Annotated in this window: 23 protein-coding genes; 9 read left to right on the top strand and 14 right to left on the bottom strand. The window is 62.5% G+C overall.

The features are described from left to right. Nucleotides 1–9: 9 nt before the first annotated feature. The 3 genes from HBO12_RS14880 (at nt 10) to HBO12_RS14890 (ending at nt 3,547) form a co-directional block, all read left to right on the top strand. Nucleotides 10–612 carry a DUF4136 domain-containing protein gene (locus tag HBO12_RS14880; protein WP_029297619.1) on the top strand — a complete coding sequence of 201 codons (603 nt, stop codon included), beginning with the start codon at nt 10–12 and terminating at the stop codon, nt 610–612. Nucleotides 613–657: 45 nt separating this feature from the next. Further along, nucleotides 658–1,215, top strand: a complete 558-nt coding sequence (locus tag HBO12_RS14885; protein ID WP_170042537.1) for a DUF4136 domain-containing protein — start codon at nt 658–660, stop codon at nt 1,213–1,215. Nucleotides 1,216–1,609: 394 nt separating this feature from the next. Then, nucleotides 1,610–3,547 (top strand): pilus assembly protein TadG-related protein, encoded by a 1,938-nt coding sequence (locus tag HBO12_RS14890; protein ID WP_170042538.1) that lies wholly within the window; start codon nt 1,610–1,612, stop codon nt 3,545–3,547. Here HBO12_RS14890 and HBO12_RS14895 read toward each other — a convergent pair. Both HBO12_RS14895 and HBO12_RS14900 read right to left on the bottom strand, forming a co-directional pair. Further along, nucleotides 3,544–6,288 carry a PAS domain-containing sensor histidine kinase gene (locus tag HBO12_RS14895; protein ID WP_170042539.1) on the bottom strand — a complete coding sequence of 915 codons (2,745 nt, stop codon included), beginning with the start codon at nt 6,286–6,288 and terminating at the stop codon, nt 3,544–3,546. The genes HBO12_RS14890 and HBO12_RS14895 overlap by 4 nt on opposite strands. Beyond that, entirely contained in the window at nt 6,285–6,722 is a 438-nt protein-coding gene (locus HBO12_RS14900) for a TadE/TadG family type IV pilus assembly protein (protein WP_169952020.1), read from the bottom strand. The genes HBO12_RS14895 and HBO12_RS14900 overlap by 4 nt, the downstream gene beginning before the upstream one ends. 72 nt (nt 6,723–6,794) lie before the next feature. On the opposite strand from HBO12_RS14900, the gene HBO12_RS14905 reads away from it, so the two are divergent. Both HBO12_RS14905 and HBO12_RS14910 read left to right on the top strand, forming a co-directional pair. After that, nucleotides 6,795–7,268 carry a prepilin peptidase gene (locus tag HBO12_RS14905; protein ID WP_169952018.1) on the top strand — a complete coding sequence of 158 codons (474 nt, stop codon included), beginning with the start codon at nt 6,795–6,797 and terminating at the stop codon, nt 7,266–7,268. Between the two features lie 126 nt (nt 7,269–7,394). Continuing rightward, the gene (locus tag HBO12_RS14910) at nt 7,395–8,177 is read left to right on the top strand and encodes a response regulator (protein WP_170042540.1); all 783 of its coding nucleotides are present in this window, start codon (nt 7,395–7,397) and stop codon (nt 8,175–8,177) included. Between the two features lie 243 nt (nt 8,178–8,420). On the opposite strand, the gene HBO12_RS14915 is transcribed toward HBO12_RS14910, so the two are convergent. From HBO12_RS14915 to cpaB, 8 genes are read right to left on the bottom strand one after another with little or no spacing between them, the layout of a single operon-like run. Next, nucleotides 8,421–8,693 carry a DUF3613 domain-containing protein gene (locus HBO12_RS14915; protein WP_169952014.1) on the bottom strand — a complete coding sequence of 91 codons (273 nt, stop codon included), beginning with the start codon at nt 8,691–8,693 and terminating at the stop codon, nt 8,421–8,423. Between the two features lie 19 nt (nt 8,694–8,712). Further along, on the bottom strand, nt 8,713–9,435 hold the full coding sequence (locus HBO12_RS14920) for a tetratricopeptide repeat protein (protein ID WP_170042541.1): 723 nt from the start codon (nt 9,433–9,435) through the stop codon (nt 8,713–8,715). A 10-nt stretch (nt 9,436–9,445) separates the two neighbouring features. Then, nucleotides 9,446–10,333 carry a type II secretion system F family protein gene (locus HBO12_RS14925; RefSeq protein ID WP_170042542.1) on the bottom strand — a complete coding sequence of 296 codons (888 nt, stop codon included), beginning with the start codon at nt 10,331–10,333 and terminating at the stop codon, nt 9,446–9,448. Nucleotide 10,334: 1 nt separating this feature from the next. Beyond that, entirely contained in the window at nt 10,335–11,216 is an 882-nt protein-coding gene (locus HBO12_RS14930; RefSeq protein WP_170042543.1) for a type II secretion system F family protein, read from the bottom strand. A 10-nt stretch (nt 11,217–11,226) separates the two neighbouring features. Further along, on the bottom strand, nt 11,227–12,498 hold the full coding sequence (locus HBO12_RS14935) for a CpaF family protein (protein WP_169952006.1): 1,272 nt from the start codon (nt 12,496–12,498) through the stop codon (nt 11,227–11,229). Next, nucleotides 12,495–13,688, bottom strand: coding sequence for an AAA family ATPase (locus HBO12_RS14940; protein ID WP_169952004.1), 1,194 nt, complete (start codon nt 13,686–13,688; stop codon nt 12,495–12,497). The genes HBO12_RS14935 and HBO12_RS14940 overlap by 4 nt, the downstream gene beginning before the upstream one ends. After that, a complete protein-coding gene (locus HBO12_RS14945; protein ID WP_169952002.1) occupies nt 13,685–14,887 on the bottom strand; it encodes a type II and III secretion system protein family protein in 1,203 nt (400 codons plus the stop codon). Before HBO12_RS14945 ends, HBO12_RS14940 begins: the two co-directional genes overlap by 4 nt. A gap of 15 nt (nt 14,888–14,902) precedes the next feature. Further along, the gene (cpaB, locus tag HBO12_RS14950) at nt 14,903–15,850 is read right to left on the bottom strand and encodes a Flp pilus assembly protein CpaB (RefSeq protein WP_170042544.1); all 948 of its coding nucleotides are present in this window, start codon (nt 15,848–15,850) and stop codon (nt 14,903–14,905) included. A 326-nt stretch (nt 15,851–16,176) separates the two neighbouring features. On the opposite strand from cpaB, the gene HBO12_RS14955 reads away from it, so the two are divergent. Genes HBO12_RS14955 through HBO12_RS14965 form a run of 3 tightly spaced genes read left to right on the top strand, consistent with a single transcriptional unit; the run spans nt 16,177 to nt 17,046 of the window. Continuing rightward, nucleotides 16,177–16,365 carry a Flp family type IVb pilin gene (locus tag HBO12_RS14955; RefSeq protein WP_038445716.1) on the top strand — a complete coding sequence of 63 codons (189 nt, stop codon included), beginning with the start codon at nt 16,177–16,179 and terminating at the stop codon, nt 16,363–16,365. 55 nt (nt 16,366–16,420) lie between these two features. Next, complete coding sequence (locus HBO12_RS14960) at nt 16,421–16,813, top strand: response regulator (protein ID WP_170042545.1); 393 nt, start codon at nt 16,421–16,423, stop codon at nt 16,811–16,813. Nucleotides 16,814–16,857: 44 nt separating this feature from the next. Continuing rightward, complete coding sequence (locus HBO12_RS14965) at nt 16,858–17,046, top strand: Flp family type IVb pilin (protein ID WP_169951996.1); 189 nt, start codon at nt 16,858–16,860, stop codon at nt 17,044–17,046. Nucleotides 17,047–17,457: 411 nt separating this feature from the next. Here the strand turns inward: HBO12_RS14965 and HBO12_RS14970 are convergent, their stop codons facing one another. The 4 genes from HBO12_RS14970 to HBO12_RS14990 all read right to left on the bottom strand — a co-directional run bounded on the left by HBO12_RS14970 (nt 17,458) and on the right by HBO12_RS14990 (nt 23,585). Continuing rightward, nucleotides 17,458–19,140, bottom strand: a complete 1,683-nt coding sequence (locus HBO12_RS14970) for a ShlB/FhaC/HecB family hemolysin secretion/activation protein (protein WP_169951994.1) — start codon at nt 19,138–19,140, stop codon at nt 17,458–17,460. A 168-nt stretch (nt 19,141–19,308) separates the two neighbouring features. Beyond that, on the bottom strand, nt 19,309–21,069 hold the full coding sequence (locus tag HBO12_RS14975; protein ID WP_262376985.1) for a collagen-like triple helix repeat-containing protein: 1,761 nt from the start codon (nt 21,067–21,069) through the stop codon (nt 19,309–19,311). Between the two features lie 312 nt (nt 21,070–21,381). Next, nucleotides 21,382–22,230, bottom strand: coding sequence for a MaoC family dehydratase (locus HBO12_RS14985; RefSeq protein WP_170042546.1), 849 nt, complete (start codon nt 22,228–22,230; stop codon nt 21,382–21,384). Between the two features lie 2 nt (nt 22,231–22,232). After that, the gene (locus HBO12_RS14990; RefSeq protein ID WP_170042547.1) at nt 22,233–23,585 is read right to left on the bottom strand and encodes a 3-oxoacyl-ACP reductase; all 1,353 of its coding nucleotides are present in this window, start codon (nt 23,583–23,585) and stop codon (nt 22,233–22,235) included. 106 nt (nt 23,586–23,691) lie between these two features. Here HBO12_RS14990 and HBO12_RS14995 point away from each other — a divergent pair, with 106 nt between their 5' ends. After that, the gene (locus tag HBO12_RS14995; RefSeq protein ID WP_169957131.1) at nt 23,692–24,969 is read left to right on the top strand and encodes an acetyl-CoA C-acetyltransferase; all 1,278 of its coding nucleotides are present in this window, start codon (nt 23,692–23,694) and stop codon (nt 24,967–24,969) included. The last annotated feature ends 66 nt before the right edge of the window (nt 24,970–25,035 follow it).

A 25,035-nucleotide genomic window follows, 5' to 3' on the forward strand; every position in this document is an offset into this window, starting at 1 on the left:
GAGATCGAAATGAAGCGCTGTGCATTGATCCTGCTGTGCCTGGGGCTGGGTGCCTGCTCCAGCAACAATCCGTATGTCGCGGCCTCCAAGCCCATGCCACCGGCGCCTGCCCAGGCGGCCAACACCTTTGATGCCAGCGCCTACCCGGCGCCGGTGCGTGACTACGGCGCCTATCGCAACTGGGCCTGGCGCAACGGCCAATTGCCGGCGGGCTCGGCCTGGGCAGATCCTGCACAGATCGCCGAAGCCGTCAGCGGCGCCCTCGACCAGCGCGGCCTGCGCCCGGTACATGACCAGCGCGCGCCGGACTTGCTGGTCAGCGCCGATGTGCATCTGGAAAAACGCCTGCGCCAGGTGCAGGACGATTATGGCTACGGCTACGGTGGCTACAACCGCTATGGCAACGGCTATGGCATGTACAACTCGGTGCCGATCGTGCGCACCTATGAAGTGCAAGTGGTGGTGGTGCGCGTCAACCTGTTCGACGCCCGCACGGGCCAGCCGGTATGGAGCGCCAGCGCCGAAACGGGCAGCCAGGGCAGCCTGAGTGAACGCGGCGATGCGTTGCGCCAGGCTGTGCAGAAGGCCATGACGGCGTATCCTCCGAGTTAACAGCTATTCTCATCTCAGGTTCGGTTTGCCCTTTGGAGAACTACCATGTTGCGTCGTATCGCTTTGCTCGCTTTTGCCGTGCTTTTGGGCGGATGCCAGACCAGCCAGGTCAACCACGATTTTGACGCCAGTCGCGACTTTGCCGCCTACCGCAGTTGGGCCTGGAAAGACCCAGCGTTGCAGTACCGCCCCGATGATCCACGGATCAAGAGCGACCTCACCGAACAGCGCATCCGCCAGGCGGTGGCCGACCAACTCGACCAGCGCGGCTTGCGCCCGGCGGCCCCGGGGGCCAAGGCTGATGTGAACGTGCAGGCCTACCTGATCGTCGAGGATCGCCAGCAGCAAGTCACCACCAACTACGGTGGCGCCTGGGGCGGCCCGTGGAATGGCTATTGGGGTGCGCCGATGTACAACGAAACCCGCAACGTCACCTACAAGGTCGCCACCCTCCAGATCGACCTGCTCGACGGCAAGGACGGCAAGTTGGTATGGCGCGGCAGTGACGAACAGATGATGAGCAGCTCGCCCAACCCCCAGGACCGCAATGCGGCGATCCGGGCGACGGTGACCAAAGTGCTGTCCAACTACCCGCCTCGCTAAGTCGTACTCGGTCCGTGTAGGGCCGCTGCATCACGGCGATCCGGGCGCTGCGGTTTAACAGGTACACCGAGGCGATCCCATCGCAGCCTCGCCGGGGCTCGACAGCTCCCACATTCGATCTGTGTTGCCAAGACGAATGTGCAGGTGTCGCGGCTCCCCTGTGGGAGCTGTCGAGCCCCGGCGAGGCTGCGATGGGATCGACTCCGTACAACTCGATACACCGAGGTGCCCGCATCACTGCCATGCAGCGGCCGGACTAGCCAGCGTCGAGCGGTGTTTCTTTCCGTCAGTCACCAAAGTGGCGACTTGCCAGCGTACCTTGCAAGCCTTGTCTACACTGCTGTTGACTACAGGAGAGTAAGCGCTCGGCAGTTCGCCGGCAAAGGAGTGCTCGATGTCTCCCCGACTTCGTTCTGGCCAACGTGGCGCAATCGGTCTGGTATTCGCCGGCACCCTGGCATTGGCCCTGGTGTTTCTGTTGCTGGTGGTCGATAGCGGCCGCCTGTACCTGGAAAAACGCAAGCTGCAAGCCATCGCCGACACCGCCGCCCTGGAAGCCGCCAACCGCGGCGGGCAGTGTGCAGGCAGCACCACCGCCGTCGACTACGCCAAGCAGAACGCCACCCGCAATGGCTTCACCGTTGTCGCCAACGACAGCAGCCGCGCATTGGCGGTGACGTGTGGGACGTTGTTGACCAATGGCCTCAACACCCGTGTATTTACGGCGGATGCCACCAAGAATGAGGCCATCCGCGTAGTCGCGAGCCGCACCGTCACCACCGGTATCGCCAACGGGGTGTGGAAGTTGTTCAGCGGGACGTACAACGCAAGTACTACGTTGACTGCGACAGCGGTGGCGGCGCTGGCGCCGCCGGTGGCGCAATTGACGATTCGCAGTTCGCTGCTGACGGTCAATTCGGCTCAATCAGACATCTTGAACAAAACCATCGGTGGCTTGCTTGGTGGTGGCCTTTCCCTGACCGCCGTGGGTTGGCAGGGCTTGATCAATACCAATGTGAACCTGCTCAGTTACCTGGACCAACTGGCTATTCAAGCGAATGTGGCGGCGGGTGACTACGCGACGCTGCTCAACACCGCGGTTTCGGCGACGCAATTGATCGACGCGGCGGTCAAGGTTCTGCAAACCAACGGTTCGGCGGTCGCGGCGACGATCACTAACGTGCTTGCCATCGAGGCCATCGCACCGAATACCAAGGTGCTCAAACTGGGCGATTTGTTAAATGTCGCGACGGGCACGCCCACAGCGGCCTTGAATACGGACGTGCAGTTGTTCCAGTTGCTGCAGGGCGTGGCCCAGCTCTCCAATGGCAATAGTTTGGTGAGGGCAGATTTTCAATTGAGCGTGCCACTGGTCGCCACCTTCTCAGTCAAAACCAAAGTCATGGAGCCGCCACAGCTATCCGCCATCGGCAACCCCGCCTTGGCCAAGGCTGGCTTGGCTACGGGGACAAATCAGATTTCCGTGCGCACTGCACAAGTACGCACGCTGATCTCGGTGGATGCGCCGATTTTGAGGACGGTTTCTTCTGTGATATCGGGGCTGGCAGGCTTGACCGACCCAGTGATCAAAGTAGTGAAGGGGCTTTTGAATCTGGACCTGGCAGCTATCGTAAATGCTCTTTTATGTGCTCTGTCTTGCGAGCGCACAGATATTGATATTGCCAGTACGCTGGACATTTACATCGAGGCTGCCAGTGGCGAAAGCCATGTTACCGACTTCACCTGTGCAACCTCCGCAACCAAGACATTAACTGCCCAGGCCACCAGTTCTTTGGCCACCCTGGCAGTCGGTAAAATTGACCCGGCCAAGGCGTTCTCCTCATCGACACCAGTGGATGTCCAGCCGGTCCGCCTCATTGATATCGGTACCCAGCACTGCACTTTGTTGGGAGGCTGCGACCCACGCAAAGCCAATGTCGGCGGCGGATTTTTGTTAAAGGCGCAATCAACTGTAGGGCAGAGAACAGAAAGCCTGTTTTATTCCCCGGTGGCAGAAATGAACCTCCCGCCGACCTACAAAAGTATTTCCAGTGTCAACATCATCAACAGCCTGGGTAACACGTTGAATGGACTTCAGGTGACCTACGCACCGCCTCCTGCACCGGCGATTCCGAATGGAGCATTGGCGGGTGTCGCGGCGCTCCTGGCCACGATCACCACAACCCTTGTCGGGCTCGTTCAAGGGCTTTTATCCCCGCTGCTGGACCCTATCGTCAATACGCTACTGAGCGCTCTGGGCATCAACCTTGGCAATGCCGAAGTCGGCGCCAACCTCACCTGCCATATGGGCCGCGCCTACCTTGTGATCTAACCCCCACCCACCACCGGCAACTCCACACAAAACCGCGCCCCATGTTCACTGTTGGCGACGCTCAGGCGTCCGCCCATGTTTTCTACAATGCCGTAGCTCACCGACAACCCCAGCCCGGTGCCGACGCCAATCGGTTTGGTGGTAAAGAACGGCTCGAAAATCCGCTCCAGCAACCGCGCATCGATGCCGCCGCCGTTGTCTTCGACCCAGATGCGCACATGGCGGCTGTCGTGTTCGCTGTACAGGGCGATCCAGGGGTGGAAGTCGTGGTTTTTTTCGTGGCGTGCCATCAGTGCATCGCGGGCGTTGACCACCAGGTTGATCAGTACCTGTTCCAGTTGGTCGACATGGCCGTTGACCTGTACGCCCAAGTCCATCGGCGTGATGCGCAGGTCCACGCCCTTGCCGCGCAGGCCTTCTCCCAGCAGTGACTGGGTGCCTTCCACCGCCTGGGCCGGGTCGAAAGGTTGTTGCTCGACCTCCGAGCGGCGGCCGAACACGCGCATGTGGTCCACCACCCGGGCGGCGCGTTGGACCTGGGCGTCGATGCGCTGGAGTTTTTCCGTGAGGTAGTCGATCTGCACGTCGCCGTTGCCCAGGCGCTTGAGCACGTTGACGATGGCCATGCGCATCACATTCAGCGGCTGGTTGATCTCATGGGCCAGGCCGGTGGCCATTTCGCCGAGGGTGGCCATTTTTGCGCTTTGGGTCAGTTGCTGCTGGGAGCGACGCACTTCGGTGTTGTCGCGGCCCACGGCCTGGATTTCCTGCAACTGGCCGTGTTCGTCGAATACGCCACGGTCCGACCAGACCCACCACGCATGTTCGCGCCCCGGCAGTTGCAGGCTGATTTCAGCCGTACTGACGGGGAATTCCGGGCTCAACTGGCCGATGCGTTTTACAAAGGCGTTGCGCTGTTCTTCAGATAACCAGTGGCCCAGGTTGATCCCCGGCAACTGGGCCGGCGTGCATTCCAGGTAGTTGGCCAGGGGCGTGTTGCCGAAGGTCAGGGTCAGGTCCGGGCGGTAGCGGCAGATCATCGCCGGTGAGTCTTCGACGAGGATGCGATAGCGCTCTTCGCTGTCCTTGATCTGTTGCGCCGCCAGGGTCGCTTCGGTGACGTCCAGCCACAGGCCGACGGCCTCCACCGGCAAGCCGAGGTCGTCGCGCAGCAGCTTGGCTTCGTCCAGCAGCCAGTGGTAGTTGCCCTGGCGATCGCGCACGCGGTAGCGACTGCGCACGCTGCCTTCGCGCAGCAACTGCCGGGTGCGTTCGAAGTACAGGTCACGGTCTTCGGGGTGTACCCATTCCACGGAGGTGTCGTGGGTGCATTCGGCCAGGGTCCAGCCCAGCAGCGGCAGCAGGCTGTCGCTGAAGAACGCCGGGTGCAGCGCGCCGTTGACGTAGCGCTGCACGTAGATCACCGCCGGGGAGCTGGCGATCAGGTTGTCCAGGCGCGCATGGGCGGCGGCGGCCTGCAATTGTTGGTTCTTGATGTCGCTGATGTCGAGCATGAAGCCGATCCAGCGGCGCTGCTCGCCGGCACCCAGCACCTGGCCCTGGACGCGGTACCAGATGGGGTTCTGCTTGGCGTCGCTGCGCAGCAGGCGCACGCTGGTCAACAAGGGTTTGCCCAGGGTTTGCAGGTCTTGCAGGCGGCTGTTGAGTTCCTGGCGGTCGGCGGGGTGGATCAGTTCCAGCCAGTTGGCCAGTACCTGTTTGGTCGGTGCATCTTCCGGGCTCAGGCTGCGCATCAGCTGTGGGGCCAGCAGGATTTCTTCACCGCTTTCCAGCAATTCCCACCAGCCGGTACCGAGCAGGCCTTGCAAGGCTTCCACCCGTTCCAGTTGTTGGTGATGACGTTGCTCGCGCAGGCGGCTGAGCAAAGGGGCGGCGAGGGCGGCGGCGAGGTTCAGCCAGTCACGTTCGCTGACGTCGGGGTGGCCACTGTAGAACCCGCACAGCAACCAGGCGGCCACCCCCTGGCTATCGCGATAGGGCACCAGCAGGCCCTCGGCGCTGCCAAACACGCTGTACAGGCGCGGGTGTTCGCTGCGGCCCTGGAGGGTTTTCAGGCTCAGCGCGGTGTTGCCGTTGAGGCTGTCCAGGCAGGTACCCAGGCGTTGGCCCGGTTCCCACAACTGCGGCGCGTCGTGGGCGCTGTAGCCGCTGTAGACCAGCCAGTCCTGGTCCTGCTGGTCGAGCAGGACCATCGCCACGCACGGGATATGCCAGCGCTGGGCCAGGTTGCGCAGGTGCTCGCTGAACACTTGCGGCAGGCGTGTCAGGCTGCAGACGCGCAGCTGCTCGCTCATCTGGCTGGCCAATTGGTGGTTCTGTTCGCGCTGCTGGGCCAATTGCCGGCCGTTCAGCAGGTCGCTGATATCCAGCAGGCGCAGGATCCAGCCATCGCCGTCCGGCTCGATCCAGCCACGGGTATGCAGGATGGTATCGGCGGCGCCCTGGAAATCCAGGTCCAGGCTGTGCCGCTGCCAGTCGGCGGGAGTGCCCTCGATGCTCAATGCGCCAGGCAGGCACAGCAGGTCGCGCAACAGCGGGTGAGCCGGGGCGCCAAGGTGACGGGCCAACTGTGGGTGCAATGCCCGGCTGATATCCAGCACATGACCTTGCGGGTCCAGGCGCAGGTGCAAGCCTTGCGCCGGTGGGCTGGCGGGCGTCTCCAGGGCCTGGGCGCTGCTGCGGCCCAGCAGCCTGCCGAAGATTTTGTCACCGGAGTTCAAAATTGCAGGCTCGACTGGGCGTGCAACGTGGTCGGCAAGCGGGGCACTGTGCCAATGCCCGGCAGCACAATAAACGGCAGGACGTTCTTCAGGTTGGCCGAGGGGTAGTTGATCTCGACGGTCAACACGCCTGCGGTGTAGGTCGGATTGATATGGGCCGCCTGGAACTGGAACGTCGCGGGGATCCACTGCAATTGGCTTTGCACGGTCTGGGTCGCCCGCAGGATCAGCGCCGCATTGTAGTTGGGGGTGCTGGGGTCCAGTGCCACGCTGCGGCGCACGGCTTCGGCGGTAGCCTGGTTGAACGACTGCAGCAGCAACAGCGGCAGGCTATAGCTGACCATGGCATAGAACACGGCAAAAAAAATCACGAACACCGCCGCAAATTCGATGGCGACTGCGCCTTTTTGCTTTCTAGGGAGGCTGGTTTTCATCACTGCGACTACCCTGACTGCTACTACCTGATATCAGCATAGAATCAATCGGCAAAAAGGGACGGTTTTTACGTGATCCAAGGCCTCGTGGTAGTTGTCTGGTTGGTGTTGTGTGCAATGCAGGATATTCGCCAGCGACAGATCGCCAATCGCCTGACCCTGGGCGTGGCGTTGCTGGCGCTGCTCTATCTGCTGTGGAGCGGTAGCACCTGGCTCGGCACGTCCCGGTCTGAAGGGCTGTGGGCGCTGATCCTGGCGCTGCTGTTGACGCTGCCCGGCTACGCCCTCGGGCGCCTGGGGGCCGCGGATGTGAAGATGCTCGCGGCGTTGGCGCTGGCGTCGAATTCGACCTACCTGTTGTGGTCGCTGATCGGGGCCGGCGCGGCCAATGTCGCATGGCTGGTCTATGGGCCTCGGCTGTTACCGCTTGCCAGTCAAGGCGTTAGAGCGCGCCTGGGTTACCTGGTGGTGGACCCGTCAAAAAAACTGCCCTTTGCACCGTTTCTTTTAGTGGGTTTTACCTTGGCCTGGCCGTGGCTCCATTAGTCGCGGGCGCTCTATATCGCTATGTACATAGTCGCAAAGTACGTCTACGTTTATTTGTACCGGTAATTAGGAAAGTTCCTCGGAACGGATAGGTCAATCTTTGGCTTGCCAGGCATGGAGTAGCGCGTGAACAAGCTTACATCTGCAGTAAAAGTGCTCGTGGTCGACGATCAACCGCTGATTGTGGAGGAGCTTTGCGAATTTCTTGAAAGCAGCGGTTATCGCTGTGTCCCGTGTGGCTCCAGCCAGCAGGCCGTGCAGCGCTTCAGTGAAGACCCGCAGATCGGCCTGGTGCTGTGTGACCTGCATATGCCGGACATGGACGGCATTGAGTTGGTGCAGGCCCTGCAGAAAATTGCCGGCAAGCAGCGTGCCTTCGAAGCCATCATGCTCACTGGCCGGGCGGACAAGCAGGACGTGATCAAGGCCTTGCGCGTGGGCATCTCCGATTACTACCAAAAGCCCATCAACCTCAATGAGTTGCTCGAAGGCTTGCAGCGCCAGGAGGCTGCCCTGGAAGAGCGCCACAAGAATCTGCACCTGGGGAACTTGAACCAGAAGCTGCAATATCTTTCCGAGTCCATCGATGACTTGTACCAGGACCTGGACAAGGTCCGTCGCGGCCCGGCGCCGCAAGCCGAGGGCGAAGGGTCAGGCGAGGAGGCCGAGCGCCTGGAGGTGCCGGCGATCTTCAATCAGTTGTCGCCCCGGCAACTGGACGTCGCGCGGCTGGTGGGCAAGGGCCAGACCAACTACCAGATTGCCTGCGAGCTGGGTATTACCGAGAACACGGTCAAGTTGTACGTGTCCCAGGTGTTGCGCTTGACCCATATGCACAACCGCACCCAACTGGCGTTGGCGCTGTCACCGAGCAACTCGGCATTGCGCCAGCGGGTGACGGCGCACTGAAGCTTTGCGTACAGCCCTGTAGGAGCGGGCAAGCTTAATGCCAGTCAGTTAAGCGCAGATCCCCCTGTGGGAGCGGGCTTGCTCGCGAAGACGTCGGCCCGGCAAACATTGATGTTGACTGACCCACCGCTTTCGCGAGCAAGCCCGCTCCCACATTTGATCTTCACTGTCTTGAGCATTGCGTTCGCTTAACTGATCTGCATCAGGGCAAGCCCGCTCCCACATTTCTCCAGTGGCTGTGGTTTATTTGCTACTGCCCGAGCCCCCGCTTGCGTTGTCTTCGTCGAACTTTTCGGGGATCGCGAATTTCTTGCTCTCCAGCAAACGCTGTATCGCCAGTTCGCGTTCGGCGGGCGTTGCCCTCTGTACCGTGGGTGAGGCGGCTTGCCCGTCGACTTGCAGCCTCAGCCAGTTCTCCGTTTCCTGCTGGGCCTTGGACGAGGGCCCAGGCTCGATGGCCAGTACCGTCAGGGGCAGGGCCAGCAGCGTCAGGCTGGCGAGGTAGGGGAATTTCATCATCGGCTCCTTCAAGCGCTTACTTGATTAGTGCGGGCGGTGCATCGCTGGCCGCTGCGACCTGGTCCTTGGCCTTGGCAGCCGGCATGCCGGCGGCCTTGAGTTTCTCGGCCCGGGCCTGGGCCTCGGTGACCTGCTCGGGGCTCAGGCCCACTTGGCTGGCCAGTTGTGCGGCCTGGCCCCAGTTGTCCTGGTAGATCAGCAGGGTCACCAGGTTGACCGCCGCCAGTTGATCGCTTTGCTTGAGCTCCATGGCCGTCATGAACTCAAAGCGCGCCTCTTCCAGGCGCCGTTGGTTGAGGTAGACCACCCCCAGGTCGTTGCGGATTTTTTCATCGGTGGGCGCCAGTTGCGCCGCCCGTTGCATATGGGCCAAGGCCTGGGCGTTGTCGCCCTGGGCCGCCGCCAGCTGACCCAGGCCGTGTTCCCCTTCGGCCGCCATGCAGGTGCCCAGCAGGCTGCGGTACAGCGGTTGCGCTTCATTGCGCCCGAGCAGGCGGTAGACCTTGGCCTTGCGCTGGCGCACTTGCGGCAAAGACTCCGGCAGGCTTTGCAGGTTGGCCAGGCTGGCGTGCATCTTCCCTTCATTGGCCATGTCATCGGCCAGGTTCAGCGACAGCTCCTGCTCGGCGCTGGGCTTGGCACAACTGCCCGGGGTCATCAGCGCCGACCACGGCGTCTGGCCGTTACTGGCACAGCCGCCGAGCATCAGCAGGCCCAGGCCTGCAATCAGTGCTTTCATCGAGCGCTCCTCAAAAACTGCTCAGGGCCCGGGAGATCGCAATGAATGCCGGCCCCCCCAGCACAATCAATAAAGCGGGAAACAGGAAAACCATCATCACCACCGACATCTTGGCCGACATCTTCGAGATGAATTCCTGCAAGCGGGTCAAGCGGCGGTCATCGAGCAGTTGCTTGAGGGCCAGCAGCGACTTCATGGCGCCGCCGCCCTGCTGGATCAGTTGTTGGAGAATGATGCAGGTGTCGGTGAATTCGTCCACGGCCAGCAGCCGGGCAGTTTTGCCCAGTTCCTCGCTCAGTTCCAGGCCGGAGTCGACCCGTGCCAGGATCAGCCGCAGCTCCTGGGTCAGCGCGGGCAGCAGGCGCTGAGCTTCAACGCTCAATACCCGCAGCGACTGTTCAACCGCCATGCCCGACTCGAACAGAATGCGCAGCAGCGGGATGAAGGTCGACACCTCACGGGAGATTTGCTGCTGGCGGGCCTTGGCCGCGCTGGCGAGGATGCGCTTGGGTATCAGGTAGCCCACGCCCAGGCCGAGCAGGGGCGCGATCCACGGGGAGTCGGCGCCGGGAAAGATCAGTTCCTCACCCACCAGGATCAGCCCGGCCAGCACTAGCGGCACGCCAATCTGGCAGGCGGCGAAGATCGAGCGCTGATTGGCTTTGCGCCAGCCCACGCGGTTGAGCAGGATCTGCGTTTCGTTATCCATGCTCACCGAGCGCTGGGCCAGTTGGCTGCTGCCAAACTGGCTGAGCAGGGTGCCGAGCCGGTCGCGGCGCACCAGTTGGCCTTGCAGGCGCTGGTTGACCAGGCGCTCGCGGCGACGCTGGGCCAGCAACTGGCCGGCGATCAGAACGAGCGCAGCCAAAAACAACAAGGCACTGATCAGCAGGACCATCTCAAATACTCCGCAACATGCGCCACATCGTCAGGCAGCCCAGCACCTGCATGGTCAGCGCGGCCAGCAGCATGTAGCGGCCGCTGTCGTCGTTCCACATGGTCAGCAGGTAGCCTGGGTTGATCAGCATGAAATAGCCCACCATGGCGATCGGCATGCCCGCCAGGACAAAAGCGGTAACGCGCGTCTCGCCGGTCATGGCGCGCAATTGCCGCGCGCCCTGTTCCCGTTCGCGGATCACCTTGATCAGGTTCTCCAGCAAGTCACTGGCGTTGCCGCCGTAGCGGTGGTTGACCTTGAGGCCCAGGGCAAGCATGCGGAACTCGTCTTGCTCGTAGAACTCGGCAAAATCACTGGCGGCCTCGGGCAGGCTGACCCCCAGTTGCACATTGCGCTGGATACGCCCCATGGCGGGCTTCAAGGGCTCCTCGGTGCTGTCGATCGCACCCAGCAAGGCGTCGGCCAGGGTACGTCCGGACTTCAGGCTACGCACGGTATGGTCGAGCACTTGCGGCAGTTGTTCGATCATCCGCTTCACCCGCCGCCGATAGCGCCAGGCGATGTACAGCCGCAGCAGCAGCGGCGGCAGCAACACCATGCTCAGCAGGCCGACCCAGCTCCACACCAGGAACCCCAGGACGGCGCCCAACACCCAGCAGGTCACCCACAGGCCCAGGCTGTCGGTGGGTTTGCCCAGGCCCGCGCGCTGGAACATGCGCTCCAGGCCGACCCCACGCCCACGCTCTTCGGCCAGCAGCGGTTGGCCTTCGGCGAGCCGTTCCAGGACGCGGTCGGTTTCTGCCTGGCGCAGCCCACTGAGGAACAGGTGCAGCGACACGCCAATCAGGATCACGCAACTGAACATCAGGATGGCGCCGGTCATGGTGACGCTCCTATAGCGGCAGGGCGGATTCGCGGCGCAGTTTGTCACCCGCCGGGTTGACGGCCTCGCGCAGGAAGCCGAAGCCGGTGCGCCGGTCATGGCGGAACAGGGTGTTGGTGACATACACGTCATCGCGCACCCCCACCACTTCCACCACTTCACTGACGCAGCGCCGGCCGTCTGGCAGGCGGGTCAGTTGGATCACCACATCCAGCGCCGCGCAGATCATCTGGCGCAGGGTTTTCTCCGCGACCACCCGCCCGGTCAGGCCCACCAGGGTTTCCAGGCGCAACAGGGCGTCCTGGGCGTTGTTGGCGTGCACGGTGCTCATGGAGCCGTCGTGGCCGGTGTTCATTGCGGTCATCACATCCAGCACTTCCACACCACGGATCTCACCGAGGATGATGCGGTCCGGGCGCATCCGCAGGGCGTTGCGGATCAGGTCGCTGGCCTTCACCTCACCGTGCCCCTCGGCATTGGGCGGGCGGGTTTCCAGGCGCACCACGTGGGGGTGGCCCAGTTGCAGTTCGGCGACGTCTTCGATGGTCACCAGGCGTTCGTGGGGGTTGATCAACTGGCTGAGAATATTGAGCAAGGTGGTCTTGCCGGTGCCGGTGCCGCCGCTGATCAGGATATTGCAGCGCTTGCCCACCGCCTCCTGGAAAAACTCGAAAATCGACTGGTCGATGGTCTGCATCGCTACCAGGTCGCTGCTCTTGAGCATGTCCTTGCGAAACTTACGAATCGACAGGCACGGACCGTCCAGGGCAATCGGCGGGATGATCGCGTTGACCCGGCTGCCATCGGGCAACCGGGCGTCGACCATCGGCGAAGATTCATCCAGGCGCCGACCCAATGGCGCGAGGATGCGTTGCATGACCCGCTCTACATGGTGGGCGTCGATAAAACGCAGGTCGCTCTGGTGCAACAGGCCGTCCCGTTCGACAAATACCCGGTGTGGGCCGTTGACCAGAATCTCGGTCACTGACGGGTCGCGCAACAGCACTTCCAGTGGGCCGAAGCCGGTCAGTTCATCGACGATTTCCTCGGCCAGGCGCTCCATCTCATAACGGGAAATCGCCAGGTGCATGCGCGTGATGTATTCGGACACCTTGTCGATGACAAATTGCGCCAGGGATTGGCGCGAGCCTTCCAGCAGGTTTTTCCCCGACTCTTCGATAGCATCGATGATGTAGCGGTGCAGCACCAGTTTCAGGCCGTCGTGATCCACGGCGCTGCCAAGACCACGGGCAGGCGCGCCGAAGAGCTTTTCGCCGTTCATTTGATGGTCCCCCGCAGCCGCTCAAACCAGCGGGTGGAAGGTTTTTCAAGACCTTCGGAGCGCTTGGCCAGGCGTTCGCCCAAGACCTTCAAGTTTTGCGTCAGGGTCTCCCTGGGCGCCAGGCTGAACAAGGTTTGCCCCTGGTTCTTGGCGTTCAGGCGCACTTCCGGGCTTAATGGCAGCACGGCGATGACTTCCAGGCCGAAGCTCTTTTCCAGGGCCTCGCTGTCCGGTGCGGCGCCCTTGAGATAGCGGTCGATCAGCAGCCGTGCATGGTCCAGCTTCATACCCTTTTCCCGCCACTGATTGAGTACCGCCAGGTTGCGTCGGCAGTCGAGGACATTCTGGTCGGTGCACCACAAGAGCTTGTCGCAGTGGCTGACAAAAGTGCGCAGGGCTTCGCTGTCGCGCTGGCCGGTGAGGTTTACCACGATGTGCTGGAAGTGTTGGCGCAAGGCACTGAGCAGCATGTACAGCTCGGCGGCGCTGGTCAGTTCCAGGGGGTCGTCGCTTTCGGTGTAGGCGAGGATGCGCAGGCCACCTTCGGTGGCGGTAAAGGCGCTGTTGATCAGCGTGGTGTCCAGGCGGCGCAGGTGGCGCAGGGCATCGCCAAAGTTGAACGAGCTTTCCAGGCCCAGCAACGCCAGGCTGTCGCCACGGGGCAGGCCCAGGTCCAGCAGCAGGGTCTGTTGACCGCTCTTTTGCACCACCATCGCCAGGTGGCTGGCGAGCAGGGCGCCGTCGGCATTGCCCTGGGTGCCATACAGCACCGTCAGGCCGCCCAGGTGCGCATTGTGGGCGACTGGCGGCAGGCGTTTGCTCAGGCGCCGCACCAGGCCGGCGACTTCGCTGGAGCGTGAACCATAGGCGACAAAATCCCGCGCCCCGGCACGCATCGCGTTGAGTACCAATTGATTGTCCATGCCGTCGCCCAGGGCGACGATGGCCAGCATCGGCTTGGCTTCCAGGGCGCCCTCGATCAAGGCGCTCTGGGCCACTACATGTTCGCGGTCCAGGCCGACGAACACCAGGTTGGCGAAGGTCACGTCCACCAGGGCCAGCAGTTCGTCGAGGCTGCCACCACCGGCACTGACCACTTGGCCCAGGGGTGCCAGGGCGCCTTGCAGCCATTCCAGGTCGGTGGTGTTGCGGGTGATTGCCAGGAACGTCTGGCTCAGGCTGTCGCTCATTGGGAAAGTCCTGTGCGTCGGTCGAAGTTGCCGTTTTCCAGGAAGTACAGGCGATACCAGTTGGGATCGTAGTTGCGCAGTTTTTCCCCGGGCAGGGACGGCAGGCGCGCGTTGGCGGCCAGGGGTTGGACCAGGTGCGGGGTAACGATCATCAGCAACTCTTTTTCCTCGCGGCTGACGTTGCTGTCACGGAAAAACGCACCAAGGATCGGTATATCGCCCAGGCCTGGAAACTTGCTGATGGTGGAGCGGTTGTTATTGCTGATCAGGCCGCTGATCACAAAGCTTTCGCCATCGGCCAGGGACACCGTGGTGTCGGTACGCCGCACCGTCAGGGCCGGTACCTGGATGCCTTCTACCTGCAAGGCGTTGGCGTAATCCAGCTCGCTGACTTCCGGTGCGACCTTGAGGGAAATCCGCGTGCGGTCGATCACGGTGGGGGTCAGGGTCAGGCGGATACCGAACTCTTTGTACTCGATGGAGATGGTGTCGCTGCCGGCACTGGGCACTGGGATCGGCACTTCGCCACCGGCAAGGAAGGTCGCACTGTGCCCGCTCATGGCAACCAGGCTCGGCCGCGCCAGCGTGTAGGCAAAACCGCTGCGTTCCAGGGCATTGATCAGCGCCGAAAAGCGCCCGCCGCCGATGCCGATGTTAAAACTCTCGTTATCCAGGGGCAGACTCATCCCGGCTGTGCGCGGGCTGCCGAACAGGAAGTTGCGGGTGCCGCCGAAAATCGACGTGCTGGCCTCCTTGAGCTTGGTGCGGCTGACTTCGACAAAGCGGATATCGGTCTGCACCTGGCTCGGCAGGGACGGGTCGTCGGACGGCGCCAGGGCCTGGCTGGTCAGGCTTGAGCTGGCCTTGCCCTTGACGAACACCATGCTTTGGCGCGGCGCACTGGAGCAGTGGGTCCAGACCATCAGGCTGGTAGCGCCCGAGGCAACGCCGGTGAGCAGGAAGGCGCGGTCACCGTTGAGGTGTACATCGGCGATTTTCGGGTCGCCGATGGCCAGCCGGGTGATCGCTACAGGCGATTGCAGGGTCTGTTGCAGGCCTTCGCCGACCTCGACCACGGCCGGCAGGGCGCCCAGGCCGCTGCAACTGTCGGTAGCCGCGAACGCCAGGCTTACAGGCAGACTGGACAGCATCAGTGCCCAGGCCATTTGCGTGAACGCAGGTGCAAATCGATGGCGCATTCAAGGCATCCTTGCTCAGGGATTTTGTTGGATCGCTTGGTTACCGCGTATGACCTCGATGCCGGAGCGCCGGGGTTCGTTGGTGGCTCCAGCCTGTGCGACTCTTTTCGGCGCACCGAGCATGGCCAGTTGAGTGAACTGGTACAGCTCGCGATTGGCGCTTTGCAGTTTGGCGAAGGCCTCGTTGTCCCCGGCCCAGTACTGGCTCAGCAATTGTTCATCGGCACTGCGTACCGCCAGGCGCAAGGCGCCGACGCTGGTGGCCAGCATCAAGCGGCTCATCAACTGTTCCGGCACTGCCAGCACTACGGTTCGCGGTGGGCTTGCCTGGCGTTGTGCCTGGCGGGCTTTTTCTTCATCGGTGGTGGGCGGCGCAACGGCGGGCTTGCCATCGTTGGTCGGGCCGAGGGTATCGCCGACACTGAGCAGGCGCAGGGCCGGCACGATGATCTGTGACGTGGGCTCGGGGTTGGTGCCTTCCGGGCGCAGGAACAGCAGCACATCCACAAAATCCCCGGGGCTCAACTGGCCAGCTGCACCGATGACTTCATCGACGGCCACCGCCAGGGCGCGTTCGTCAGGGCGGATCATGCGGGCCAGCGGGCCTCCGGCATTGAAGCTGGAATCATCCAGCCAGGTGCCGGCACGCAGGGCTCTCAAGGGCGTGCGGCCGATGGCCTGGTCGAGGCTGGTCAAGCTGCCGGCCGGGGCGGTGCGCAGTTTTTCCAGGGTCAGGTCGGCGGCGGTCAGGGCGATATAGGGCGGCACGTCATGGGCCAGGACCACCACGGGTTGGCGGGTCTGGTCTTCGACGGCGGCGACGGTTTTTTCCACAGAAACGCCAGATGGCGCGGGCGTGGCTGCCGGCTCAGGCGGACGACTCAGTACCAGTCCCCAATAGCCTGCAAACAGCGCACCGATTAATAACAACCCGGCCAGGATCATGCTGACACGACTGTTCATGAAGGCTCTCCCTTTCCTGTTGCACCACGCGCCCGTTTTTCCCAACGAGTTGATTTCGCAACCAGGCAGCTATGAACATCTAACGATTTCGCTATTTGACGGTAGCCGAGCTAGGACAAAATGCCATTAGCGTCCGCGATTTATTTTGGAACCCTCGCGCAGCTCCTTAAAACACGGGTTCATGACGCCAAGGTTGTGACTACTACTTTGTGATTAATCCGTTCTTACAGTTGTTGATGTGGGGTTTGTTGACAATGCTCTAGTGGCACGCAGCAATCACCGTGCAGCACCGCGATCTGCGCAAGCAAGCGCAAAGGAGAAGTCATATGTTCCTTACCTTCATGATGAAGCTCTACGTCCAACTCCAACTGTTCTTTCATCGCAAAGAGGGCGCGACGGCGATTGAATACGTGATTCTTGTCGCGGTTATCGCGCTGGTCGTGCTGGCGGCCGGTAAATTGCTTGGGCCTCAGATCGCGGCCATGTTCGCTAAAGTCGGAGCCGCCTTGACCTGATTGGCAGCAGTGCCTTGAGCATGCCCATCAGTGATTGTCTTGGAAGGTATTGCTCATGAGCGCTGTTGTTGCGAGCCGCCAGCAGATCCTGTTGGTGGATGACGAAAAAGATGCCCTCGTTGAACTGGCCGAATCGCTGGGAGACGAGGGCTTTATTTGTTTTTGTGCCAACTCCGTCACAGATGCATTGCAGCAACTGACACTGCATCCTGATATCGCGCTGGTTATCACCGACTTGCGCATGCCCGAGGAAAGTGGCATCTCCCTGATCAAGCGCTTGCGTGAGCACACGTCACGCCAGCACCTGCCCGTTATTGTCATGTCCGGCCATGCCGAAATGGATGATGTCAGTGACATGCTGCGCTTGCAGGTCCTGGACCTGTTTCGCAAACCCATCTACCTGGTTCGGTTGATCGACACCCTTAACAATCTGTTCCCCCGGGCGTAGGGAACAGTTGGCCCGTGCATAGCGCCCTGCTGAGGAGATGCCCTATGTTGCTTGCCCTGCTGCTGAGGATGTATGCGTGGTCGATGCTGTTCTGGCGCCGCCGGGACGGTGCGACGGCTATCGAGTATGTGATTTTGATTGTGGTGATTGCGCTGGTGGTGCTGGCGGCTGGGAAGTTGCTGGGGCCGCAGATTGCGACGTTCTTTGGCAAGGTGGGGGATGCTCTGACCTGAGGGCGGTGCCATAGGTATCTACACTGGGTTTGTGTACATATCCGTTGCTGCGGTCATGGCCACTTAGGGTTCCGCCCTGACGGCGGGTCACTTTCGAAGAGCGCGAAAGTAACCAAAGCGCTTTTGCCCCACCACTCGGTGCCTCGCCTAGGCTCGGCATGCCCGCAGTCAGGCATTGCTCCGTGGGCCCGCCGCGATCGTCCATCCATGGCCGTGTCGCGGCTACCCCGGCATCCATGCCGGGGTGCCCACTGCGCAATACCTGCCTGCGGCCAGCGTGGTTTGACGGGGCGTCTGAGATCAAGATCAAGATCAAAAGCAGAGCTACAGCGCAGAGCTGCATTTCCCTGTGGGAGCTGGCTTGTCGGGTCGCCGCATCGCCGCATCGCCGCATCGCCGGCAAGCCGGCTCCTACAGCTGATAGCTAAAACTCAAGGTATACCGCGGCCGCCGGTTAAAACTGTCCAATGCCATATCCGACATCGGCTTGGCCGCCTCCAACGCAATGTTGTAGTACTTGGCATCGCCAAAGCGCACGCCAACGGCGGCGGATGACATGTCACTGTCCTTGACCGGCAGGTTGTTGAACCAGGCCTTGGCGCGGTCGAGCACGACGTAAGGCTGCACGATCCTTACCCAGTCGCCAGCGCGGTTGTAGCTGTAGTTCACCTCGTAGGCCACCCCCCAGCCCTTGTCGCCCGAACCCTGGTCATCCGGGTAGCCGCGCCCGAAGTTCTGCCCACCGAACACCGCTCGTTCGCTGTCGGGCAGGGTGTCGTCGCTCCAGTACAGCGCCGCCGAGAGCACGCCTTGCCAGTTGTCGAAGAACTTGTCGCTCTGCACCCCGGACAGGCGCAGGCGGAAGAAGTCCAGGTCGGATTTTATGCCCTCGAAGTCACTGCGGGTTTTTGCGCCCAGGCCGTCGACGCCCTGGTACAGGCCGGCGCTGAGGATGCGCAGTTGGCGATTGTCGGCCTTGCGCCAATCCCCTTCAAAGGCCAGCGCGCGCAGGTCGGTTTCCACGTCAAAGCGTTGCGGGTAACCGACCAGTTGATAGCGAGTCCTGTCGTTCACCCCGTAGAAGCGAGTGCCGAGGGTCAGGGACTCGCTGGGCGAAGCGATCAGCGGGTGGCTCAGGCCGATGGAGAACCGGTCGTTTTCCCGGTGTGGCTTGAGCGAGAAGCCGCCGTCGAGGCGGATATGGGTGCTCGGGTCGCTGCGATAGCGCGCGCCATACAGGCTCAGTTGCGTGCCCTCGGCATTGATGAACTGGCTGTAGTCGAGCCGGTAGTAATGCTCTTTGTCGTCCCCCGGCGGGAACAGGCCGCTGAGGCTGACTTGTTCGCCCATTGATGTGTGGGAATTGCTGGTACCGGCGATCAAGGCTTGCAGGCCCCCGCGGCTGTCGTCGGTCATGCTCATGCTGCTGGTGAACGGTTTGCGGCTGGCCTGGATATTCATGTGCGCGGCACCATCGGTGGTGCCCGGTGGCGGTACTTGCGCTTGCAGCGTCACGCCGGGAATCCGCCCCATCAAGGTGGTGTAGCGCTCGAAAGTCTTGCGGGTCAGCGGGCGTTCGGCCTGGAGCTTTTGCGCCAACTTGTCGACGTAGGCCGACACCGAACCAATGTCGCCTTGTACCTGGTAGTCCTTGATGTAACCCTCGACCAACACCACGCGCACCAGGCCCTGTTCGAAGCGCTGGTCGGGCAGGAAGGCGTAGGACAACAGGTAGCCGTCCTGCTGATAGCGCCGGGTGATGCTGCGGGTCGCTTCGATCAGTTGGGCGAGGTTGGTTTCATGGCCAATCAACGGCTCGAAAACCTGGGCGACTTCCTGCAGCGGATACACCGTGCCGCCTTCGATCTGCAGCTTGCGGATGGTGACTTTGGTGTCCATCAGCAGCGGTTGCGCTTGTGCCGCCGGGGTCTCTGGTAGCTGGGTCTGCGGCGTCACGGGCCGGTAGGCGTCGGCCGGCAGGTTGGGGACGGGGAGGTTGCGGATGGTGTCGTTGCTGTTGAGGAAGCTGGGTAGGGTCTCGGCGTGGACGTAAGCGCTGAGGGTGAGCAATAACAACGGCGTCAAAACGCGCATAGGACACTCCATGGTCAAAACTGCAGCGGCATTTCGCAGGGTCCCGCCGGGTTCTTGGGCACGGTTCGGGAGTTCCAATAAAAAAGACGAGAGACCCATTGGAATCTCTCGTCTCAACCAAGCGTAGGCGCTGTAGGGGAGGCCGTCTAATGGCCAGGTGCAATTCTTCTATTTGCCGGTCAGCCCCTTGAGCAGGCCACCTACGCCGGTGTTTGTAGTGGCCGAACCAGACGCCGTGGCGTTGGCGTTGGCATTGATGTTCAGACCGCCCAGCAGGCCACCGCCGCTACCACTGGTGCCGCCGGTAACCAGGCCGCCCACCGAGGACACCACGCCCCCGACTGCGGTGACGGTCTGGCCCACGGTATTGGTGACCGGGTTGGCGTTGGCCGCGCTGATGTTGCCGCCCAGGCCGCTGACTGCGCCGCCCACTTGCGTCACCAGGCCGTTGACCGGTGCACCGATACCAGTGGAGGTGCCGATGTTTTGGGTCAGGCTGCTGACACCCGAAGTCACAGGGTTGAGCGCTGCGCCCACATTGGTTGCCAGGCCTGCCACCGGTGCGGTTGCCGCCGTGTTGGCGACGCCGTTGCCACCGATCACTGTGCCGAGCGAGGCTACTGTGTTGCCCAGTGCGCCGCCTGCCACACCCCCCGCACTGACGGTGCCGTTGGTGTTGCCCGCATTCAGGCCGTTACCGACGTTGGCCACCAGGCCGCCCACCAGTTCAGGCAGACCGGATGCAGGGGCGCTGCCACTGCCGGTCCCGGCAGACGGTGCGACGTAACCACCGGCAGTGCCCGCTACTGCTCCGACACCGCCGAGCACGCTGCCCAAGGCACCAGTTACCGGGTTGCCAGCGCCACCCGCGCCTGCCACCTGGGTGCCGAGGCCGGTGACGGTAGAGCCGACTTTGTCCAGCAGGCCATTGACCGGGTTGCCCAGGCCGGTGGCTTTACCCAGGTTGCCGGTGGTGTTTTCCACCAGCGAGACCACAGGCACCAGCACTTTGCCGCCCAGGGTATTGGTGACCGACCCCAGTGGGCCGGTGGTGCTGGCGGTGCTCAAGGTATCGCCGAGCATGGTGACCGCCTGGCCAACCTTATCCACCAGGCCGCCGGCTGCCCCACCGACGCCGCCGGTAAGGCCGCCCACTACTGGGATACCGCCCAGGGTGGTCGACAGTGTTTTGCCAGTGTTCGAAACACCCGTGCCCAGGTCGGCGACGCCGTTGGCCACACCGGCCACGGTAACGCCCAGGGAGTTGCTGTTAGTGCCCAGGGAGCCCAGGCCAGTACCGACGCCGGTGCCTACGCTGCCCACGGCGGTGCCCACGCTGGACACCAGGCCGCCTGCGGCAGTGCCGACTACTGGAACGCCGCCAACGGTGGTGCCGATGCCACCGATAGCTGTACCGACATTGCCGAGGGTGCCGCCCAGGTTGGCTGCAATCTGGCCAGTGACCAGGGGGCTGGTGGTCGAGCCAGTGCCGCCACCAGTACCACCGCCAGTGCCGCCGCCAGTGCCACCACCGGTTCCGCCGCCAGTGCCGCCGCCAGTGCCACCACCGTCGCCACCGCCAGTGCCACCACCGGTTCCGCCGCCAGTACCACCACCGTCGCCACCGCCGGTTCCGCCGCCAGTACCACCACCGTCGCCGCCACCAGTGCCGCCGCCAGTACCACCACCGTCGCCGCCACCAGTGCCGCCGCCAGTACCACCACCGTCGCCGCCACCAGTGCCGCCGCCAGTACCACCACCGTCACCACCACCCGTACCACCACCGCCGGTACCGGCGCCAGCATCCGGGGAGGAGGATGCAACGCTGCTTTTATGACCGCCACCACCACTGCTGCAGCCTCCCAGGCTCATCGCCAAGATAAGGGCCAATGCAGTACTTGCCTTCCACAACACGACTTGAGTTTTCATGATGAGTTCCTTAGCACCTGGTACAGCCTTTGTTGGTTTCGCAAGTTCGCCTGTTCTTTGGCAGGCAATACATGCGTCCGTTGTGGCTATAACAGTCTTCGGTACTCTTTCTCGCAACGCTCAACTTGGTATTAACGATTTATATACAGGCGCTGGTATGCATCTTGGTGATTAATACCAAGGGTATAGGGGGCGGTTTGTTGTTTGCATCGATGTTTTATAAATCAACTACTTGAATAAGTTAGCGGGCTATCGTTAGCCCGCTATAACTTAGGTTGTATATATACAATTAATCAGCAAATTACCCCGGTTTCAGGCAATCGGCTGCCACTTGCCGAGCATGTGCTCTATATCGCTGTGGCCCTTGAGTTGCAACTCACCGCTGGAGCCGGGGGCGCTGCTCAACAAGATGACCTCGCCAGGCAGGCGCACCGGTTTCTTGAACTCAACGTAGATCTCGATATTCGCCGTGGGCAGATGTTCATGCAGGGCCGCCACGGTGCGAGCCTTGTTCCACAGCCCATGGGCGATCGCCTGGGGGAAGCCGAACAGCTTGGCGGTGAGGGCGCTCAAGTGGATCGGGTTGTAGTCGCCGGATACCCGGGCATACCGCCGTCCGATGTCGGATGGCGCCTGCCAGCGGGTCAGTTCGCTGATCGAATTGGGCGCTGGCAGGGATTGCTCTGGGGCCTCGCCATCGAGTTTCACCCCGCGACAGAGCATTTGGCTTTCACCTTCCCACAGCAGCCCCAGGGAATCTTCGACGGTGGTGATCAGGTCAAAAGTCGCACCCTTGGCATGGGGTTGCAGGTTGCGCGTATGCACGCTGACCCGTACATCGCTGACCCCGCCCATGGGGCGAAACACCCGGATACGGTTACTCAAATGCACCAGCCCCAGCAGCGGGAAGGGGAATTCCCGTGCTGTCAGCAGTTGCAACTGCAGGCCGAACGCCAGGATGTGCGGATAAGTCGCCGGCAGCAGCGGGCTCTGGGCAAACCCGCAGACCTTGCGATAGGCCGCGACCGCCTCGGGGTTGACCTGCACCCGGCAATGCAGGCCAAACGTGGGCAAGGTGGTGCCGGTGATCTTGCGCTTGAGCGCGGCGCGCCAGTACAGCGGTGGCAGCGCCGGGCTGCTGGGTAATGTGTGCCACAGCATGGTTACGCTCCCAGCAGGCTTTGCCCGCATACGCGCAATGCCTGGCCACTGACGGCGCCTGACCCTGGCTGGCCCAGCCAGGCCACCGCCTCGGCAACATCCTGCGGCAAGCCACCCTGGCCCAGTGAACTCATGCGCCGCCCGGCTTCACGTAAGGCGAAAGGAATATGCGCAGTCATCTGGGTCTCGATAAAGCCCGGCGCCACCGCGTTGATGCTGATACCCCGTTGCGCCAGCAGCGGCGCCCAGGCCTGGGCCAGGCCAATCAACCCGGCCTTGCTCGCGGCGTAGTTGGTTTGCCCGCGATTGCCGGCAATGCCGCTGATGGACGCGAGCAAAACCACGCGGCCATTGTCGTGCAGGGTGCCGCTGTCGAGCAGGGCCTTGGTCAACACTTGCGGGGCGTTGAGGTTGACTGCCAGCACTGCGTCCCAGTATTCCGGGGTCATATTGGCCAGGGTCTTGTCGCGGGTGATCCCGGCGTTGTGCACCACAATGTCGATGCCGTCCGGCAAGAGGTCGATCAGTTGCGTGGCGGCGTCATCGGCGCAGATATCCAGGGCAATGCCACGCCCGCCCAAGCGTGCGGCGAGGGCGTCGAGATCGGCCTTGGCTTGCGGCACATCCAGCAACACAATTTCGGCACCGTCGCGCGCCAGGGTTTCGGCAATCGAGGCGCCGATGCCACGGGCAGCCCCGGTCACCAGGGCCTTGAGCCCGGCCAGCGGGCGCGTCCAGTCGTGCACCTGGGTTGGGCAGGCGTTCAGGCGCAGCACTTGGCCGCTGATATAGGCGCTTTTGGGTGAAAGGAAAAACCGTAGCGCACCTTCCAACTGCTCCTCGGCGCCTTCTGCGACATACAGCAGTTGCAGGGTACCGCCGTTGCGCAGCTCCTTGGCCAGGGACCGGCTGAAGCCTTCGAGGGCGCGCTGGGCGCTGGCGGCAAACGGTTCGTCGAGGCTTTCCGGGGCGCGGCCGAGAATCACCAGGTGCGCGCTGTGATCGAGATTTTTCAGCAGCGGCTGGAAGAATTCACGCAGTTGCTTGAGTTGGTCGGTGTGCTGCAAGTGGCTGGCATCGAACAGCACCGCCTTGAGCTTGGGGCCGTGCCCGGGGATCCACGGCGTGGCCTGCAGCGGCTCGGGCCCGTAGCTGTAGATGGCCTCGGTGAGTTTGTTGGCAAACCCCAGCACCTGGGCCACGAGCGGGCCGCCGCCCAACAGCAGGGCGCCATCCACCGGGCGCAGGCGTCCGGCTTGCCAGCGCTCCAGGCGTACCGGGGACGGCAGGCCAATGGCCGAGACCAGGCGGTGGCCGAGGCTTGAGTTGGCGAAGTCGATATAACGGTCAGACATGGAACGCTCTCCGGCTGCTGGGGTTCAAAGGGTGGACCATCAATAGGTGACAGTCGTTCCTAGTCTAGGCTCAGGATTGCACCTACCACCTAACAGGGAGCTTTCCATGACTCAGTTGCGCCGTGTCGCGATCATTGGCGGTAATCGCATCCCCTTCGCCCGTTCCAATGGCCCCTACGCCACGGCGAGTAACCAGGCCATGCTGACCGCTGCCCTGGAAGGCTTGATCGAGCGCTACAACCTGCACGGCCTGCGCCTGGGCGAAGTGGCCGCAGGCGCGGTGCTCAAGCATTCGCGCGACTTCAACCTGACCCGCGAATGCGTGCTGGGCTCGCGCCTGTCGCCGCAAACCCCGGCCTATGACATTCAACAGGCCTGTGGCACCGGGCTGGAAGCGGCGTTGCTGGTGGCCAACAAAATTGCCCTGGGGCAGATCGAATGCGGGATCGCCGGCGGTGTCGACACCACCTCCGACGCGCCCATCGGGGTGAACGAGGGCCTGCGCAAGATCCTGCTGCAGGCCAACCGCAGCAAATCCATGGCGGATAAATTAAAAGTCCTGTTACAACTTCGCCCGCAACACCTCAAGCCGGAACTGCCGCGCAATGGCGAACCGCGTACGGGCCTGTCCATGGGCCAGCATTGCGAGTTGATGGCGCAGACTTGGCAGATACCCCGCGCCGAGCAGGACCAACTGGCCCTGGAAAGCCACCAGAAGATGGCCGCGTCCTACGCCGAAGGCTGGCATAACGACTTGCTCACGCCGTTCCTGGGACTGACCCGTGATAACAACCTGCGCCCAGACCTGACCCTGGAAAAACTCGCCAGCCTCAAACCGGCTTTTGAACGCAGCGCAAAGGGCACCCTGACCGCCGGCAACTCCACGCCACTGACCGATGGTGCATCCCTGGTGTTGTTGGGCAGCGAAGCCTGGGCCAAGGAGCGTGGCCTGCCGATCCTCGCCTACCTGCGCGATGGCGAAGCGGCGGCGGTGGATTTCGTCAATGGCGCCGAAGGGCTGTTGATGGCGCCGGTGTATGCCGTCCCACGCCTGTTGGCGAGAAATGGCCTGACCCTGCAGGATTTTGACTACTACGAAATCCATGAAGCCTTCGCTGCCCAAGTGTTGTGCACACTCAAGGCCTGGGAAGATGCCGATTACTGCAAGAGCCGCCTGGGCCTGGACGCACCGTTGGGCGCCATCGACCGCAGCCGCCTGAACGTCAAGGGCAGTTCCCTGGCCGCCGGGCACCCGTTTGCCGCTACCGGTGGGCGTATCGTCGCCAACCTGGCCAAGCTGCTGGACGCGGCCGGCAAGGGGCGCGGGCTGATTTCGATCTGCGCGGCGGGTGGCCAGGGCGTGACGGCGATCATTGAGCGCTGATCTCGGCTATCATCCGAACGCCTTGAGCAATAGCGGCTTTGTCGGATTAATCTGGCATATTGGATG

The organism is Pseudomonas sp. WS 5059 (assembly GCF_012985525.1).
Taxonomy (GTDB): domain Bacteria; phylum Pseudomonadota; class Gammaproteobacteria; order Pseudomonadales; family Pseudomonadaceae; genus Aquipseudomonas.

What these genes read in the sequence shown, in the direction of transcription:
- HBO12_RS14960 (WP_170042545.1), top strand. Translation starts at nt 16,421, where the DNA reads ATGAGCGCTGTTGTTGCGAGCCGCCAGCAGATCCTGTTGGTGGATGAC.
- HBO12_RS14900 (WP_169952020.1), bottom strand. Translation starts at nt 6,722, where the DNA reads ATGAAAACCAGCCTCCCTAGAAAGCAAAAAGGCGCAGTCGCCATCGAA.
- HBO12_RS14880 (WP_029297619.1), top strand. Translation starts at nt 10, where the DNA reads ATGAAGCGCTGTGCATTGATCCTGCTGTGCCTGGGGCTGGGTGCCTGC.
- HBO12_RS14915 (WP_169952014.1), bottom strand. Translation starts at nt 8,693, where the DNA reads ATGAAATTCCCCTACCTCGCCAGCCTGACGCTGCTGGCCCTGCCCCTG.
- HBO12_RS14920 (WP_170042541.1), bottom strand. Translation starts at nt 9,435, where the DNA reads ATGAAAGCACTGATTGCAGGCCTGGGCCTGCTGATGCTCGGCGGCTGT.
- cpaB (WP_170042544.1), bottom strand. Translation starts at nt 15,850, where the DNA reads ATGAACAGTCGTGTCAGCATGATCCTGGCCGGGTTGTTATTAATCGGT.
- HBO12_RS14985 (WP_170042546.1), bottom strand. Translation starts at nt 22,230, where the DNA reads ATGCTGTGGCACACATTACCCAGCAGCCCGGCGCTGCCACCGCTGTAC.
- HBO12_RS14885 (WP_170042537.1), top strand. Translation starts at nt 658, where the DNA reads ATGTTGCGTCGTATCGCTTTGCTCGCTTTTGCCGTGCTTTTGGGCGGA.
- HBO12_RS14995 (WP_169957131.1), top strand. Translation starts at nt 23,692, where the DNA reads ATGACTCAGTTGCGCCGTGTCGCGATCATTGGCGGTAATCGCATCCCC.
- HBO12_RS14930 (WP_170042543.1), bottom strand. Translation starts at nt 11,216, where the DNA reads ATGACCGGCGCCATCCTGATGTTCAGTTGCGTGATCCTGATTGGCGTG.
- HBO12_RS14890 (WP_170042538.1), top strand. Translation starts at nt 1,610, where the DNA reads ATGTCTCCCCGACTTCGTTCTGGCCAACGTGGCGCAATCGGTCTGGTA.
- HBO12_RS14990 (WP_170042547.1), bottom strand. Translation starts at nt 23,585, where the DNA reads ATGTCTGACCGTTATATCGACTTCGCCAACTCAAGCCTCGGCCACCGC.
- HBO12_RS14945 (WP_169952002.1), bottom strand. Translation starts at nt 14,887, where the DNA reads ATGCGCCATCGATTTGCACCTGCGTTCACGCAAATGGCCTGGGCACTG.
- HBO12_RS14970 (WP_169951994.1), bottom strand. Translation starts at nt 19,140, where the DNA reads ATGCGCGTTTTGACGCCGTTGTTATTGCTCACCCTCAGCGCTTACGTC.
- HBO12_RS14955 (WP_038445716.1), top strand. Translation starts at nt 16,177, where the DNA reads ATGTTCCTTACCTTCATGATGAAGCTCTACGTCCAACTCCAACTGTTC.
- HBO12_RS14940 (WP_169952004.1), bottom strand. Translation starts at nt 13,688, where the DNA reads ATGAGCGACAGCCTGAGCCAGACGTTCCTGGCAATCACCCGCAACACC.
- HBO12_RS14935 (WP_169952006.1), bottom strand. Translation starts at nt 12,498, where the DNA reads ATGAACGGCGAAAAGCTCTTCGGCGCGCCTGCCCGTGGTCTTGGCAGC.
- HBO12_RS14925 (WP_170042542.1), bottom strand. Translation starts at nt 10,333, where the DNA reads ATGGTCCTGCTGATCAGTGCCTTGTTGTTTTTGGCTGCGCTCGTTCTG.
- HBO12_RS14975 (WP_262376985.1), bottom strand. Translation starts at nt 21,069, where the DNA reads ATGAAAACTCAAGTCGTGTTGTGGAAGGCAAGTACTGCATTGGCCCTT.
- HBO12_RS14965 (WP_169951996.1), top strand. Translation starts at nt 16,858, where the DNA reads ATGTTGCTTGCCCTGCTGCTGAGGATGTATGCGTGGTCGATGCTGTTC.